Below are 16,374 nucleotides of genomic sequence, written 5' to 3'. Positions count from 1 at the left end.
CTGTTTTATTTACCCAGCATTACCCGGGCAATGGCTTTTGATAATTTTTCTTCACCGGTCTCTTCCCGGAGTGATGCGATGTTCTTATGAAAGCACAACCTGCCCTCCTGCATGAAGATGACCTGTGTCACGAGGTCATCGAGTTCACTTAATATGTGTGAAGTGATGAGCACCAGTTTACCCTTGCTTTTTTCAGCGATGATCTTTTCTTTTAAGATCTCGGAAGATACCGGGTCAAGCCCTGCCGTTGGCTCATCCAGAATCAGCACATCGGGATCGAACAAAAAAGCCAGTGATGCACTTACTTTCTGCCTGGTTCCGCCTGATAAGGTACGCATCCGCTTATGCATGATCTCCTTCAGTCCAAAAGGTTTACCAGTTCTTCATCGGGCTGCCCGGCTGACCTGCCCCGGATATCTTTCATCATATCCAGCACCTGGCCAATGGTCATGTTCTCGGGGTACCTGCCGATCTGCGGCATATAGCCGATCTTTGCACGGTATTGCCAGTCGTGCGATATATTCTTACCATTGAACGTGATGAAACCGCTGTTGGGGATCACCATGCCCAGGATGCATTTGATCAATGTTGTCTTACCGCATCCATTTGGCCCGATAAGCGCAATGCATTCCCCTTTGCCGCAGGTGACAGACACATCATCGAGTGCCTTCAGTTTACCAAACCGCTTTGATACGTTGCTTGCAATGATCATAATGGTAAAGATTTCATGAACGGGTGATCGTCTTTCAGGTCTTCGGGCGTTAAGGAAGGCATTATCTTCTCGGTTTTATCCAGCAGCGAAGACATAAAACTCCGGAACAGGATCATGGCCGGCGGGTTTTGTTCAATGATCATGGCATACATGCTTACCGGCCGGTAAGGAACATCCCCGAGTTTATCTTTATCCAGGTCGTATCCCTCGTACTTATCCCAGTAATTATTATTGAATTTATTCAGCACCAGGCTGCCGTTGGTACCCACATCAAATGTATTGGAGAGGAAATTGTTCCTGAACACATTCACTTCCATGCAACTGGCCTGAATCTTCATGGCCCAGCCGTTGCTTTTAAAAACATTTCTTTCCAGTTGCACCCTGCTTACGCCTTCCATAAAGATGCCGGTGGTATTTTTCACAAAGCGGTTGTTCTCAATAGAACTGTTGCTGATCTCCTTGAGCAGCAACCCATAGGAACCATCGCCCCAGTTCTCCTCAAAATAGTTATTCTCCATGGTCACATACTTCGAAAACATCACGGCCACACCGGCCCCGTTATTGGCAAATACATTACTGTAATAGGCATCGTTGTTGGAGAACATAAAGTGCAGCCCGTAGCGGAGGTTGTTCTCAGAAATATTCCGCCAGATGACCGAATGGGTGACGAACTCAAAATAAATACCATCCCGGTGCCCCGTGATGGTATTGGCAATGACCTGCATGCTGTCGCTTTTCCAGCAGTGAATGCCGTTGCCGCTTTGTTGTTCTTCTACACCATAGGCTGTTAATTGGTTGTCGCGGATGATGCAGTTGGTTCCATACTGGATATAAATACCAAAGAAAGTATCTTCCAGGATATTATCCCGGATGGTCACATGGCCGACGTTATAAATCTTGATACCGGCAATGTCTTCAATACTGGACACTCCCGAATGCACGATCTTAAAACCTGCAACCAGCACTCCTTTCGTTTTCACGGAGATCACTTCGTATTTATGATCGCCATCGAGTACCGGGTAATTGATCCCGATAAGGAAAATGGACCGGTGGATCACCAGGTTGCCTTCGTGATAATGACCGGCATCAACCAGCACGGTATCGCCATCCACCGCAAGTTTCAGCGCCTGCTGGATGGTACGGATGTTTTGTTCTTTCCCGACCCGTATCGTCCTGCTCCATGCGCTGCACGAAAAAAACAACAGCATTGATATAATGATCACCCGGTTCATTGCTTGCTCAGTTCATTCCAGGTATAGGTATTTCCCGGGTACTTTTTCATCACAAAAGCCATGCTGTCCCTGTTATCGAACGCAGCGATATTTCCACCCATGGGGCTTCGCAGGTCATTGGCTTTTAACAGCAGTGCATCCTTTACATTGATGAGGGGGTGACCGCCGCTGTAACTGGTAACATAAACATCCCCGACCTGCTCCTTTCCAATCATATCAGAACGAAGAAAGGTAAGCAGGCAGTGCATGTCATCAAATTTGTACACCTTCCCTTTCTTTGTCACGATCTCTGCAGCAAACCGTATATCGCTGATGGTCATTTTGCAGAAATAGCAATTATCAACACCCGGGTTGATGGTTTGTGGCCCGGTATTACATGCCGAAAGGAATAACGGGGATACCAGCAGCATCACGATCCCTTTCCGGATCTTTATGGAATGTCTCCATTCCATGATAAAGCAGAAAAGCAATACTGCTCCCACAGCCACAAATATCCAGCCACCCACATCGGGCATGGAGTAAGCCCCGAAATTGAGCAGTTGTTTAAAGCCGATCAGGGGAGGCTGGTATGCCATCCCCGGAACGATGATGGCTGCATCCGGATCCAGGTTATGTCCGTAATTGTATTCCCAGCGCCAGAAATCATACATGGCAAGTATGCCGAAAGAAACAAAAAGTATAAAGAGTATATAAAGTAACTTCCGTTTCCCTGCAATGGCAGTTGCCAAAAAGAGCAAGGAGAAGAAGCCAATAATATAAGGAAGTAAGGTAAACTCAATGAAGTCTTCTGTATGCAGTGTCTTCATTCCAATATAATGGTTAAGCCCGTTGATGATATCAACATTGCCGCCCAGTTTGGAAGGGTAAATGAGAAGCATCAGCCCCTCAGGATATTGTGGTGCCTGCAGGTCAATACGCCACAGGGGTACAAATATAACGGGTACCAGTGCAAGCCCGCAAAGAACCAGGAGTAATCTTACCCAGGTTTTCATTCTGTCATTTTTCATCGTATCAGGTTTTCAGGCGTCATAAAGAAGAACAGACTGCTTTGCAGTCTGTTCCTTTATCATTTCTTATTTCTTGACCGCAGAATCAGACGCAGGCAGATTTTTACCGGTACTGAATAATAATGGTACCGTGCTTCCGGCAGGCGATACCCGGATGTAACCGGTCATCTCCTGGTGCAATGCACTGCAGAAATCGGTACAATACATCGGGAATATGCCGACTTTATTTGGATTCCATTTCAATGTTTGTGTTTCACCGGGCATGATCAGCAACTCTGCATTGGCGGCGCCTTTGATCGCAAAGCCATGCGGTACATCCCAGTCCTGCTCAAGGTTGGTAACGTGGAAATAAACTTCGTCCCCCATTCGTATGCCTTCTATATTATCGGGTGTAAGGTGAGAGCGGATAGCGGTCATGTAAACATCTACCCTGCTCCCGTTGCGTACCACTTTGGTGGCCGCTTCACCGTTGGCGAAATAGGGATTTTTATTCTCTTCCATCTTAAAGAACTTCTGCGAATTACCTTTTACCAGGTCGGCTGGTATGATCTGGGCATAGTGTGGTTCGCCAATGGTTGGGAAATCCAGGATCAACTGCATCTTATCCCCGCTGATGTCATATAGCTGTGCGCTTTGTGATAATTCAGGACCGGTTGGCAGGAACCTGTCTTTGGTGATCTTATTATAAGCAACCAGGTATTTACCATTCGGTGTTTTGGTATCGCCGCCCGCTACGGTCAGGTGACCAACGGAATAATAGGTTGGCGCCCTGTCTACCACTTTCAGATCTTTAATATTCCATTTCACCACTTCAGAAGAAACAAACATGGACGTATAGGCATTGCCTTTGTTATCAAATTCGGTATGTAAAGGGCCCAGACCCGGTTTCTTAACTTCCCCATATAAAACGGATTCATATTTCAGAACAGGGATACCGTCATAGTCCCCGATAAAATCTTTTGCAGCAATGGCCTTCAGCATTTTATCAAAACTGAAAACAGGGATCAATGCAGCCAGTTTACCGCTGCCTACGATGTATTCGCCTGTGGGGCTTACGTCACAGCCATGTGGTGATTTAGGACATGGGAAAAAATAGCAAATGTCTTTCAGGTCCTTTGCATCCAGCACGGTGACCTCTGTTTTTATTTCTGAAGTGGCAGAGTGGGTGATATCGCTGTAGGTATTGTGTGCATACCGTACGGATTGTTTCCTGCCTTTGCCTGCTTTCAGGTATTCTTCCGCCTTCTTCCAGTTCACGGCCATTATAAAATCCTTGTCCTTCTGTGAAGCATTCACTTCCAGTAAGGTATTTGCCTGTTCGGTATTATAGCAGGAGAAGAAGAACCATCCATGAGACACGCCTTTGCCGGCACGGCTCAGGTCGAAGTTAACACCGGGGCACTGGATCTGGAATGCGATCTCCATCTTGCCATCTTCCTTTGCCACGCTTATAAAACTGATGGTTCCTTTAAAATTCTGTTTGTAGGTATTGATCGGAATGTCCCCGTTCTTATCATCCGGCGGCACACTGAAACGGGTGCCTGCCACCACATACTCGGTATTTTCGGTGATGAACGGAGAGGAATGGTTTCCACCGCTGTTTGGTAATTCAATGATCTCGGCAGTACGGAATGTTTTGAGGTCGATCCGTGCTACCCGGGGTGTATTATTGGCATTGCCAAAGGCCCATTTACCGTCATAATCGCCATTTGTTTTTGACATCTGAACGTGATGCAGGTCATCCCAGGGTACAAAACCATGCGACGTATTGAGCATGGGCTTGGTCTCTTCACTGTAACCATAACCTTTTTCCGGGTCAACAGAGAATACCGGGATAACACGAAGCAAACGGCCCGATGGTAAACCATACGCACTCATTTGTCCGCTGAAACCACCCGATACAAAATTGTAAAACTCATCGTACTTACCCGGAGCCACATAGACTTTGGCCGCCGCATCTGAACTTACTGCTGAACCGGCATTTTTTGGTTTACAGGCTGTAAAGCCCAACAGCAGGCTGAATGCGAAAACAGCAAGCGTTATTACTTTATACTTTTTCATATTGAGATTGTTTTGTGTTGTAGTGTTAATTATTTAACGCCGTCATTTTTACGCATGAACTCATACAGGGCACGTGCGTCTTCATCTGACAAATTCTGGTTCGGCATGCGAACCAGGCATATCTCCAGCTGGGCCTGGGCTTTGGGGTCCTTATCCAGCATGGCATCGGTATTGGTGGTAAAATTCATGATCCAGGGAGCGGTATGCCTCTCGGTCACTCCCAGCCATCCCGGGCCAACGAGTTTTTCGCTGGTGAGCTTATGACAACTGCCGCATTTTACACCATATACTTTCTCCCCGTTTAGAGCCATGGCTGCATCAAGTGTTGCACCAACTTCAACTGAAGTAAATTTTCCTTCGCCCCTTTCCGGGTCGTATGAAGGATTACCATTTGCTGTTTTTTTTGCTTCCGGCGCAGGAGTTTCTGTACTTGCCGTATTGGTATCTGAACCGCCGCCACAGGCAGCTGCAAAAAGGCCCAGAAAAAGAATGACTGCAATTTTTTTCATAAAAAGGAATGTTTTTTGTTAAATTTATGACACAAGATTACTGGCATATACATTAAATTTTTATGCGTAAGGTCATATCCTTTACAAATAGTTAGCAGGATGAACCTTCCGGAGCCCGGAATCCCTTTGCAGCAAAGGATTTGGTCAAACCCTTCCATTAAAATGTACTAATATGACTTTAATCATAGCCCAAACTGCCCCCGGTCATTCAGCCCATCCCGGGGCCCGTATATATTTGCTCACATTAACTAAACTACTTTACCATGATGATTGATATTGACATGCTGCTTGCATGGGGGGCAGCCTACAAAAAGGTAAGTGCCGGGGAAATGATCTTCCGGGAAGGCACCCAATCTTCATTCTATTATCAACTGGTAAGCGGTACGGTAAGGTGGGTCAATATTGATGAGGAAGGAAGGGAATTCATCCAGACCATCATTGAACCGGGTGAATGTTTTGGCGAATTCCCGTTGTTTGATGACGAACCATTCGCAGCTTCAGCCATTGCAGACGAAGACTCCGTCATCATACGGCTTCATTGTTCTTCTTTTCACCAGCTCATTAAAGAAAACCCCGAAATACATTTTGCATTCAGCAGGCTGCTTACCCAGCGGCTGCGTTTCAAATTCCTTATCCTCAAAGAACTGGCAACCCATAATCCCGAGAACAGCATCTCTACTTTACTCAGTTATTTTAAACAGCACCGGAAAAATATCTGCACCAAGTGCAACCGGTTGAAATTAACCCGCCAGCAGATCGCCGACATGACCGGCCTGCGGGTGGAAACCGTTATCCGGACCATGCGGAATATGCATTCGCATGGCCTCCTTCGTATTGATAAAGGCAAAGTGTATTGCTGAATGTGATTGAAATCATACGGTTTTAAATTACACGGTCGTTAATTTGCCTGAAATAGAAATTATGGTATTACCGGTTCAGCGCTGGGTCAGGATCGCCCTGTTCAATTTACTGATAGTAGCCAGCCTCGGCGTGATTCTCCGTTATAAGATCCTTTACCCGCTTCCCTTTGTTGACCAGAAACACCTGCTGCATGGCCACTCCCACTTTGCTTTTGCCGGATGGATATCGCAAGCCATCATGACATTGCTGGTTACGTACCTTTCCAGGCAGGGTGGTGAAGTTGTTTACAAAAGATACCAGTGGCTGCTATACGCCAATCTTTTTACTGCCTATGGAATGCTGGTGGCATTCCCGATAGAAGGATATGGATTGTATTCCATAATTTTTTCCACGGCTTCCATTGTTGTTTCCTATGTATTTGCCGTTTTAATATGGCGTGACCTGAACCGGCTCCCGCAAAAGAGTCCAACTCATTTATGGCTCAAGGCCGCTGTATTCTTCAATGCCTTTTCATCGCTGGGTGCATTTGCACTTACCATTATGATGGTGCAACGGGTCGTTTTTCAGAATGCCTACCTGGCGTCTGAATATTTCTACCTGCATTTCCAGTATAACGGCTGGTTCTTTTTTGGCTGCATGGGCTTATTGAGTGAAGTACTCCGCAAAGTGGAAGTGGACCCGAAAATACTTACCCGCATATTCTGGATCTTTTTCTTTGCTGCTGTACCGGCTTATTTCTTATCTGCCCTGTGGATGGACCTCCCGGTATGGGTTTATATCCTGGTAGTGATCGCCGCCGTTGCACAGGTAGCCGGCTGGGGCATGGTATTGATCCAGCTGAAAAAGAAATGGGTGGTGCTGAAAAATACCCTGCCCTTAACGGCAAAATGGATCATGGGGTTCTCCGCGGTTGCTTTAACAGCAAAATTATTACTGCAACTCGGCTCAACGGTTCCCTCACTGAGTGACCTCGCTTTTGGCTTCCGGCCTATTGTAATCGGCTACCTTCACCTGGTATTGCTGGGCGTTATTTCTTTATTCCTGCTGGGCTATTTCTTTGCCGGGGAGTATATACACGCAAACAAAAAAACATCTTTCTCCGTTTTCCTGTTTGCCTCCGGGGTCATCCTGAACGAGATACTGCTCATGGTACAGGGCGTTTCGGCCATGAGCTATACAGGGGTCCCCTTCATTAATGAATTGTTACTGGCTACCGCTGCTGTTTTATTTTCCGGGGCGTTCTTATTATTCGTTACCTCATCAAAAATTTTCAGGAAAGTGATTTGAATCACAGTTTGCTCTTTTTAACCGCTGCAACTTTGGCAAAAATCATCTTATGTCAACAATCGCAGAACAAACATTAGCATCCATTCTAAGCAGCAACCACCAGTCCGTACCCGTATTGGAGAAATACCATCTTGATTTTTGCTGTAAAGGAAAAAGGACACTGGCAGAGGCCTGTACAGAAAAGGGCCTGCCGGTGGAGGCCATCGCGGAAGAACTGGAGAACAGGATGAAGGCTGAACAGGGAAAGATCCTGCCTTTTGGTTCCATGACCGCTGAACAACTGATCAGTTATATACTCATCCATCACCATTTTTATGTAAAACAGTCCATGCCAACCATACTTTCGCACCTGGAGAAAGTGGCCATGAAGCACGGTGAGCGTTTTCCGTATATGACAGAAGTGCTTTACCTGTTCCGGAGCATACAGGAGGAAATGACCATGCACCTGCACAAAGAGGAGGTCATTCTTTTCCCCCGCATCAAAGAGATCGAAGCAGTGTCTTCCATAAAGCAGAAACGGAACTTTACCGAAGGCTATATTGCCGGGCCTATCCAGGTGATGGAAACAGAGCATGATCATGCAGGGGAATTACTGTACCGCATCCGTGAGCTGACCAATGGATACACGGCACCCGCTGATGCCTGTACAACCTTTAAAGTAAGCCTTGCTGAATTAAAAGAGTTTGAAGAAGACCTGCACCGGCACGTGCACCTGGAAAACAACCTGTTGTTTCCCCTGGCAGAAAAAATGCTGTCGCAGCAAACCATGCTGAACTGATGTGAATATAAAAGATTCCCGCTTTATTATCTTTCTATGAATATCCCCCGGGTGGTACTGGTTATCTTTTTAACAGATCACTGATCTTTATTTTTCTGCTGCATGACGAAAGTCATTTCCCCGGGTTGACCCGGCATATAACTTTGCCCCATGCAGATCTGGAAAAATATAATCAGCCGCCCGTCTTGATCTTCCCCTCCCGCATTACTGCAACAGCCTGTATATTTTTTTTAACGTTAAACTTTTATATGAAAACCATCATAGAACCATTCCGGATAAAATCTGTTGAACCCATTTATTTCAACAGCAAGGAAGAAAGAAAAGCCATTTTAGAAAACGCTTTTTACAATCTTTTTTACATACATGCCAGTGATGTACTGATCGACCTGCTTACCGACAGCGGGACCAGCGCCATGAGCAGCAATCAATGGGCCGGTATCATGCAGGGCGACGAATCGTATGCCGGCAGTTCCAGTTTTTTTCATTTTGAGAAGACCATTAAAAATATAACCGGCATGCCGCTGGTGATCCCCACGCACCAGGGAAGGGCTGCAGAAAAGATCCTGTTCAGCATCCTGGGCGGTAAGGGAAAATATTTTGTAAGCAATACGTTGTTTGACACCACCCGTGCCAATATTGAATTCACCGGTGCCGAAGGAATTGACCTGTTGTGCGAAGCCGGAAAACATGCTTCGGTACCGGCACCATTCAAAGGGAATATGGATACAGAAGCCCTGGAAAAGATCATCGCGGAAAAAGGGGCTGCCAATATTCCGCTCTGCATCATTACGGTAACCAACAACTCCGGTGGCGGGCAACCGGTAAGCATGCAGAACATCAAGGAAGTAAAAGATATCTGTGCAGCAAATAATATTCCCCTCTTCATTGATGCCTGCCGGTTTGCTGAAAATGCCTACTTCATCAAACTGCGTGAACCGGGTTATGCCGATAAAACAGTTGCAGAAATAGCGCATGAGCTTTTTTCCTATGCAGCAGGATGTACCATGAGCGCCAAAAAAGATGCGTTTGCAAATATCGGCGGGTTCCTGGCTATGCATGATAAAGAACTTGCCCAGCAATGCCGGAACCTCCTGGTCATCACCGAAGGATTCCCGACATACGGCGGCCTTGCAGGCAGGGACCTGGAAGCCATTGCCATTGGCCTGGAAGAAGTGCTGGATGAAAGCTACCTGCAATACCGCATCCGCAGTATTGAATACCTCAACAACAAACTGGTAGCTGCCGGTGTGCCGGTGATGCAGCCGGCCGGTGGGCATGCGGTTTACATTGATGCAAAGGAAATGCTTCCGCATATCCCTGTTGACCAATACCCGGGGCAGGCACTTGCCGGGGCTTTGTATACAGAAGGCGGTATCCGCTCGGTTGAAATAGGCTCCCTCATGTTTGGCAGGTATGATGCCGGCAAAGAATTAATCCCTGCACCGATGGAACTGGTCCGTCTGGCCATTCCAAGAAGGGTGTACACACAAAGCCATATTGATTATGTGGCCGAAGTGATCATTGAAGTATTCAAAAACAGAAATGAGATAAAGGGCCTGCAGATCATTGAAGAAGCACCGGCACTCCGGCATTTCACCGCAAAACTAAAACCCGTTAATTAAATCAATAAAAATGAAGAATATAAGAAAAAGCTGGGCCGAGCCCTACAAGATAAAAATGGTGGAGTTGCTGAAAATGACAACGGCAGGCCAGCGTAAAAAAGCATTGCATGAAGCGGGGTTCAATACGTTCCTGCTGAGATCGGAAGATGTGTACATTGACCTGTTAACCGACAGCGGAACTTCGGCCATGAGCGACCGCCAATGGGCCGGCATGATGATGGGTGATGAAGCCTATGCTGGAAGCCGTAATTTTTATAACCTGGAGAAAGTGGTAAAAGACACGTATGGTTATAAATACCTTGTGCCTACCCACCAGGGCCGTGGTGCTGAGAATATCCTGTCGAAGATCCTCATCAAAAAAGGGGATATCATCCCCGGCAATATGTACTTCACCACCACCCGCCTGCACCAGGAACTGGCCGGAGGAAAGTTTGAAGACATCATCATTGATGAAGCGCACGACCCGGAAAATGAATTCCCGTTCAAGGGAAACGTTGACCTGGAAAAACTGGAAAGGCTTGTTAAAAAATACGGCGCTGAGCGGATCCCGTACATAAGCATTGCCACCAGTGTGAATATGGCCGGCGGACAACCCATCAGCATGAAGAACCTGAAAGAACTGCGGGCATTCACAAAAAAACACCGCATCCGCATCATTCACGACATGACGAGGGTGGCAGAGAATGCATACTTCATTCAGCAAAAAGAAAAGGGCTATGAAAGGAGATCGATAAAAGAGATCGTAAAGGAGATCTGCTCATACACCGACGGGGCCACCATGAGCGCTAAAAAAGATGCGCTGGTGAATATCGGTGGCTTCCTGGCCGTGAACGATTGGGATGTTTTTGAAGAAGCAAGGAATATGGTGGTGGTGTATGAAGGGCTGCATACCTATGGCGGCCTTGCCGGCAGGGATATGGAAGCGATGGCCATTGGCATTGGCGAAAGTGTGAGTGATGCCCATATCCGGGCAAGGGTTGGACAGGTCATCTACCTCGGCAATAAAATGACGGAATACAATGTCCCGATTGTGAAACCCATCGGGGGGCACGGAATTTTTGTGGATGCAAAAAAATTCCTGCCGCACATCAAACAGGATCATTTCCCGGCACAGACACTGGCCGCAGAGATCTACCTTGATTCCGGGGTACGTACCATGGAGCGGGGCATTGTTTCTGCCGGAAGAAAAGCGAATGGCGAGAATTATTATCCGAAACTGGAACTGGTACGCTTCACCATCCCCCGCCGTGTATATACCCAGGCACACATGGATGTGATCGCCGAATCGGCTGCCCGGGTGTATGAGCGCAGGAACAGGATCAACGGAATGAAAATGATATACGAACCGAAGTACCTGAGGTTCTTCCAGGCAAGGTTTGAAAAATTGCCCTGATGGACCCACATGAAATTGAAAGTAAAAGCCGGCAGATCAATTATTGAAGTGCCAGCTTTTTATTCAGACTGCGGCCTTATAAAAGGATATTGAGAACCCAAAGCATCCAGTTCAGATCCGGCATTTTTCAGTGCCTGCTTAAACGGATCGCCTGCTGAATGAGCCAAACAGGAAAGTTTAAAATAGTACCTGATGCCGTCCCGCAGATTTTGATAAAACGAACTATAATACTTGATCATTCTGGGTATCTTCTGTTCAAAAACCAGATCCTCCAGTTGCTCTTTCAGGTATTTGACATACAGGTTTAATTCGGCAATGAACATATGGGGCCTTTCAGGATTGGAAATGATATTTTCCCTCCCATAGATGTGATCAACCATGGTTTGCAATGAAACAGTTTTGGAAAAATTTGCAATATTCGGGCCCGGACATACCGCAACAGCCTTCAGTTTTTTGATCATCGTTCCGGAATAATTAAGCATAGCAGCATTACTCAGTCCAATACACAGGCACTCCTTATCCAGTACTTCCGTTAGCTGCTTTTGGTAAACCGGCCCGGGTAAGCCAAGTGATTGCAACTGGGCGATCTTCAATTTCTGGTATTTCCGGGAAGCAGTACAGATGGGCTCTTCCGTAAATTCTGTATTGAATGCCAGGTGTTTTTCGGTACAGGGACTCCCGGGTTTCCCGGTTGAGATTCTTGCCTGTTTTTCTTTTTCAGAACTGGTGCCTTTCAGGTAATGGAACCTGACACCGAACGGGGAGTTCTTACTGAGCTGAACATCCTCCTCTTTTGCTTTGCACAAAAGGGCCAATGTTTCTTCATCAACGGTTGTGGCTTCCGGAACCAGCAGGAATGGGGTTCCCCAGCCTGTGCTGTCCATTTTATAATGCCGGCGCAAAAAGTCATCCTCCGCATGCGTACCGATACCACCCTGGACAGAAAAGCTTATCCTGGGTGGATAAACAAATTTTCTTTTGTACTTTTCAAACAAGACCCTGTTATAAATATCAAAAAGTGTATCAACCAGTTCCTGTCTTTTGTTCATGAACTCATCCAGTATTGGCCCCAGCAGGTAGCCTTCTGTAGCAAAGGCATGACCCCCGCAGTTCAATCCCGATTCGATCCGGAACTCACTTACCCAGATCCCTTTTTTAGCAAGGTATTTACCCTGGATCAGCGCCGAACGGTAATCACTCACTTTAATGACCACTTTTTTTGTGAACACCCCGTCTTCATTAACATGAAATGACGTACAGTTTTCGAGGTAATTGAATAACCGGAGGTTTGTACCTGCAGAGAATATCACGGATGAGTTTTTCAATTCGCTTCGTTCATATCCCCGCAGGGCAGCTACCGCATCCGACCCGTCTTCAAGCAATGTTCCTTTTTCATCATAATTATTCCGGTCGGTCTTGGTCATAATATTTACATCAATGCTGCCCGGGCGTATCTGAGCCCGCAATTGTTCCTCAAGCTTTTTCTTTTCCGCCAACCCCGCCGTATTGGTCATTTTATGATACAACTGTTTGACCGCACTGTCATCCGGCAGCATTTCAAAATACCTGACGATCTCTGATCCCTTTTCAAACGCAGATCTTCTGAGTTCTTCTACCTGGGATTCTACGATCTTATTTACCAGGTTGAGATAATCCGTGACCCGTTGGGCCCGGAAATCCTTTTCCCTGGCCGAAATAGCGAAATATTCCCGGCTGATATAAGGATAGTAATGTTTTCGCATCATTTCGATCAACCTGCTTTCCACAATGGAAATAACAGAAGAGATACCGAAGCGGGCGATCTTCACCGGGGTGTCGATGGTAAACGCCAACCCCATTACCGGGATATGGAATTTATGGTGACCTGGATAAAGCATGAAAGTTTTTTTTTACACTGCGATCCGGCATAAGCTGAATGGCAGCAATGGTTACTATTACCGGCAACGGGCCTGGTTCAAATCTGATCCCGGACCTGCCCCTGTTTATTTATCGATGAATAAAGGTTTTGGTAGCTCATTCCTGTACCAGATAATTTTTTTCCCGAAACCCAATGTATTGTCGGTCATTTTGATACGGTCAATTTGCAAAGCCCAGATCTGGCCAGGCATGGCCAGGGCCATGGGATATTTTTTAAAGTAATCGTTCAGTCCCCTATTGACCTCCGGGAGTTCAGTGTCTAAAACGATCCCTTCAAACTGTATTCCTTTAATTGCCAACGTATTCAGTTTATCAGGTAAAACGGTTCCGGCAATGAATGGGTTCTTCTTCATAAACCCGGCATGATGAGAGTTTACAGATGACTTAAAGTAGATCAGCGCCTGTTTACTGTTGAATACATAGAAACAACTAAAACAGTAAGGCCTGCCTTCTTCATCTATACAGCAAATACTTGCACAATTTTGCTCACAAAGAAATTGAATGATGGTCTTGTTCATGATATTTTTATACTTTTTACCGGGCAGACCTGGATCACTTCGAGTGTTTTTTGGTGAGCTGAATTGTTCATTGGCAATACAAATATTTCCTTCTTCTTCACCGCCCTTAATAAAATAGCTTTGCCGTCTTTTCTTGACATACGCCAGAGTTCCGGTTGTTGTTCTGCACAAACACCACAACCGATACACTTATTTCTGTATTGAACTATCTTCTGCATGGCTGACTGTTTCAATAATTTTATAAAGCTTGTCACTGACGGTGACTTTTGAATCCACCAGAAAAGTAATTCTATCACCCTTAACCGCTTCATTACCATCTATTCCATTTACCCGGAATGTCTTTATCCTATCTTTCAGCATTCCACATTCCGGCCCTGTTCGCAACATTGTATCTCCAGCTTTCAGATTGCCTGATTCAAGAATAAATTCCCCGATATGAATTTCTGGATAATACCGCACCCCTTTACCGATATAGATTTTCTTTTCCGTAGCCGCAGAACCGGGATGAAGTGTCCACTCACCGAACTTTCTTCCAAGATAATAACCTTCCCAGAAGCCACGGTTATAAACCTTTCGCAATTCATTTTTCCATCTTGTCACTTTTTCTGCTGTAAATGTTCCTTCCTTCACTGCCTGTATTGCTTCACGATAACACTGTGTAACCACCCGGACATAATCGGCCCCTTTGGTTCTCCCTTCAATTTTTAAAATGCCTGCCCCGCTATCGATTACCCGGTCGAGTATCTCAATCGTACACAGATCTTTTGGTGACATGATGTATTCATTGTCGATGCTGAGTTCGTCTCCCGACTCAGCATCCCTTACCAGATAAGCCCTTCTGCAATTCTGCATACAGGCCCCCCGATTTGCAGAAGCATTTTGTACGTGCAGACTTAAATAACATTTTCCTGAAATGGCCATACATAAAGCACCATGCACAAATATTTCAATCCGGATCAAATCACCGGAAGGTCCTACTATTTTCTTCCGTTGTATTTCACGTGCAATATCCTTTACCTGTTTTAATGTAAGTTCCCTTGCCATTACGATGGCATCTGAAAAACCGGAAAAGAACTGTACTGATTTAACATTGCTGACATTCGCCTGGGTTGAAATATGCAACGGTATATCCAGCTTTTTGCAATATTCGATCACAGAAAAATCCGATGCAATCACAGCATTGATTCCGTATTTCTTCACTTGCCGCAATATGACTTTCAGCAGTTGCATATCATGCTCATACATGACCGTATTAAGCGTGATGTACGACTTCACACCACTCGTTTTGCAAATATTGCTTATTGTTTTTATATCAGTAACGGAGAATGAACCGGAGGAACGTGCACGCATATTTAGCTGCTCCACCCCGAAATAAATGGAATCCGCGCCTGCGACTATTGCTGCCTGCAGGCTTTCGTATGACCCTGCCGGGGCTAGTAATTCAATTTTTCTGTCATTCATCCGAAATTTTTTATTCCACTGGAATTCCAATAAATCAACATTATGCCATGATGTACATGAGATAGTCCATGCATTTTCCGGTTTACCAGGATGCAGATTACATGACCGAACGAATAAGCCTGTTGCGCATCTTCCGGTGAAGTGCAGCTGCATATTGCCTTTTTTCAGAAGCAGCTACGGGCTTTAATTTCAAAACGGATGTTGCTATGCCATTCTCATCAATAGCTACGAAAGTGAAATAAGCCTCACTGATCAATGAATTTTTCAGGCTGGCCACTTTCCTTGCAAAAGCCTGTACAAAGATCTCCATCGAAGTGGTAAATGCCCGGGTGATCTTTGCATGGATTGTGATGATGTCACCCACCGTTGCTGAAGTGTTGAAATCAACATGATTGATGGATGCAGTAACACAGATATTTCCAGCATGCGTTTGTGCACATACCGCTGCCGTTACATCCATCCATTCCACCAACCTGCCTCCTTTCAACATGCCCATCGGGTTTGTATCATTGGGACAAACCACTTCAGTTTTAATGATACTAGATTCTGCAGCCGTTTTATTATTCTTCAGCTTCTTCATTTAATCCTGTTTTTAATATTGTTTTGTAAACGCGGCCACTTTTGCCTTTACCACATTGAATACCGCATCAGCCTGAAACAGGTCAAAATCTTCATGTTGTATTTTTTTAACCCCCATACTGGTCAATTCAAAATGCATGGCAGGTTGCAATAAATGATTACCCAGGCATGCTTTAGAGCATGCCAATGGGCAACCATCAATGGTAATTATTCCCCTTCCGGATAAAGCAGTATGTACCAGTTTCTTTACATTGCCTCCTACACCAACTATGCACGACATTTCCGCCAATCCGTTTCTGTCAAGCCGTACAGCAAGGTAATTGGCCATTTGTGCAGCACTTGAACACCCCGAACAGGAATATACCAATGGTTTATCACAGGTGCTTTTTTTATTAAATGACAATTCCCCTTTGGCTTTTTTTGCACCAGCCATCAGG

15 protein-coding genes and 1 pseudogene are annotated in these 16,374 nt (G+C 45.7%); 5 read left to right on the top strand and 11 right to left on the bottom strand.

The window, feature by feature from the left end:
• Nucleotides 1-5 precede the first annotated feature (5 nt).
• The 5 genes and pseudogenes from IPJ02_16415 to IPJ02_16395 form a co-directional block, all read right to left on the bottom strand.
• Nucleotides 6-712: pseudogene (locus tag IPJ02_16415) on the bottom strand (ABC transporter ATP-binding protein).
• Complete coding sequence (locus tag IPJ02_16410) at nt 709-1,944, bottom strand: nitrous oxide reductase family maturation protein NosD (GenBank protein ID MBK7377065.1); 1,236 nt, start codon at nt 1,942-1,944, stop codon at nt 709-711. The pseudogene IPJ02_16415 and the gene IPJ02_16410 overlap by 4 nt, the downstream one beginning before the upstream one ends.
• Nucleotides 1,941-2,951, bottom strand: a complete 1,011-nt coding sequence (locus tag IPJ02_16405) for a nitrous oxide reductase accessory protein NosL (GenBank protein MBK7377064.1) — start codon at nt 2,949-2,951, stop codon at nt 1,941-1,943. The genes IPJ02_16410 and IPJ02_16405 overlap by 4 nt, the downstream gene beginning before the upstream one ends.
• Before the next feature lie 66 nt (nt 2,952-3,017).
• Nucleotides 3,018-5,012 (bottom strand): Sec-dependent nitrous-oxide reductase, encoded by a 1,995-nt coding sequence (gene nosZ, locus IPJ02_16400; GenBank protein ID MBK7377063.1) that lies wholly within the window; start codon nt 5,010-5,012, stop codon nt 3,018-3,020.
• A gap of 29 nt (nt 5,013-5,041) precedes the next feature.
• Nucleotides 5,042-5,521 carry a cytochrome c gene (locus IPJ02_16395; protein MBK7377062.1) on the bottom strand — a complete coding sequence of 160 codons (480 nt, stop codon included), beginning with the start codon at nt 5,519-5,521 and terminating at the stop codon, nt 5,042-5,044.
• Nucleotides 5,522-5,787: 266 nt separating this feature from the next.
• On the opposite strand from IPJ02_16395, the gene IPJ02_16390 reads away from it, so the two are divergent.
• From IPJ02_16390 to IPJ02_16370, 5 genes are all read left to right on the top strand, one after another.
• Nucleotides 5,788-6,381: a Crp/Fnr family transcriptional regulator gene (locus tag IPJ02_16390; protein MBK7377061.1), complete on the top strand. Its 594-nt coding sequence runs from the start codon at nt 5,788-5,790 to the stop codon at nt 6,379-6,381.
• 61 nt (nt 6,382-6,442) lie between these two features.
• The gene (locus tag IPJ02_16385) at nt 6,443-7,669 is read left to right on the top strand and encodes a hypothetical protein (GenBank protein MBK7377060.1); all 1,227 of its coding nucleotides are present in this window, start codon (nt 6,443-6,445) and stop codon (nt 7,667-7,669) included.
• 49 nt (nt 7,670-7,718) lie between these two features.
• Entirely contained in the window at nt 7,719-8,447 is a 729-nt protein-coding gene (ric, locus tag IPJ02_16380) for an iron-sulfur cluster repair di-iron protein (GenBank protein MBK7377059.1), read from the top strand.
• A 248-nt stretch (nt 8,448-8,695) separates the two neighbouring features.
• Complete coding sequence (locus IPJ02_16375) at nt 8,696-10,069, top strand: tryptophanase (GenBank protein ID MBK7377058.1); 1,374 nt, start codon at nt 8,696-8,698, stop codon at nt 10,067-10,069.
• A 10-nt stretch (nt 10,070-10,079) separates the two neighbouring features.
• Nucleotides 10,080-11,462: a tyrosine phenol-lyase gene (locus IPJ02_16370; GenBank protein MBK7377057.1), complete on the top strand. Its 1,383-nt coding sequence runs from the start codon at nt 10,080-10,082 to the stop codon at nt 11,460-11,462.
• A gap of 59 nt (nt 11,463-11,521) precedes the next feature.
• Here the strand turns inward: IPJ02_16370 and IPJ02_16365 are convergent, their stop codons facing one another.
• The 6 genes from IPJ02_16365 to IPJ02_16340 form a co-directional block, all read right to left on the bottom strand.
• Nucleotides 11,522-13,339, bottom strand: a complete 1,818-nt coding sequence (locus IPJ02_16365) for a hypothetical protein (protein ID MBK7377056.1) — start codon at nt 13,337-13,339, stop codon at nt 11,522-11,524.
• 105 nt (nt 13,340-13,444) lie between these two features.
• Complete coding sequence (locus IPJ02_16360) at nt 13,445-13,897, bottom strand: pyridoxamine 5'-phosphate oxidase family protein (protein MBK7377055.1); 453 nt, start codon at nt 13,895-13,897, stop codon at nt 13,445-13,447.
• Nucleotides 13,894-14,115, bottom strand: a complete 222-nt coding sequence (locus IPJ02_16355; GenBank protein MBK7377054.1) for a ferredoxin — start codon at nt 14,113-14,115, stop codon at nt 13,894-13,896. The genes IPJ02_16360 and IPJ02_16355 overlap by 4 nt, the downstream gene beginning before the upstream one ends.
• A complete protein-coding gene (locus tag IPJ02_16350; protein ID MBK7377053.1) occupies nt 14,087-15,358 on the bottom strand; it encodes a U32 family peptidase in 1,272 nt (423 codons plus the stop codon). The genes IPJ02_16355 and IPJ02_16350 overlap by 29 nt, the downstream gene beginning before the upstream one ends.
• A 97-nt stretch (nt 15,359-15,455) precedes the next feature.
• Complete coding sequence (locus IPJ02_16345; protein ID MBK7377052.1) at nt 15,456-15,938, bottom strand: acyl-CoA thioesterase; 483 nt, start codon at nt 15,936-15,938, stop codon at nt 15,456-15,458.
• Between the two features lie 12 nt (nt 15,939-15,950).
• Nucleotides 15,951-16,370 carry a putative zinc-binding protein gene (locus tag IPJ02_16340; protein MBK7377051.1) on the bottom strand — a complete coding sequence of 140 codons (420 nt, stop codon included), beginning with the start codon at nt 16,368-16,370 and terminating at the stop codon, nt 15,951-15,953.
• Between the last annotated feature and the right edge of the window lie 4 nt (nt 16,371-16,374).

Source organism: Chitinophagaceae bacterium (assembly GCA_016710165.1).
Lineage (GTDB): Bacteria > Bacteroidota > Bacteroidia > Chitinophagales > Chitinophagaceae > Ferruginibacter.
This window is presented reverse-complemented; position numbering and strand designations above follow the sequence as displayed.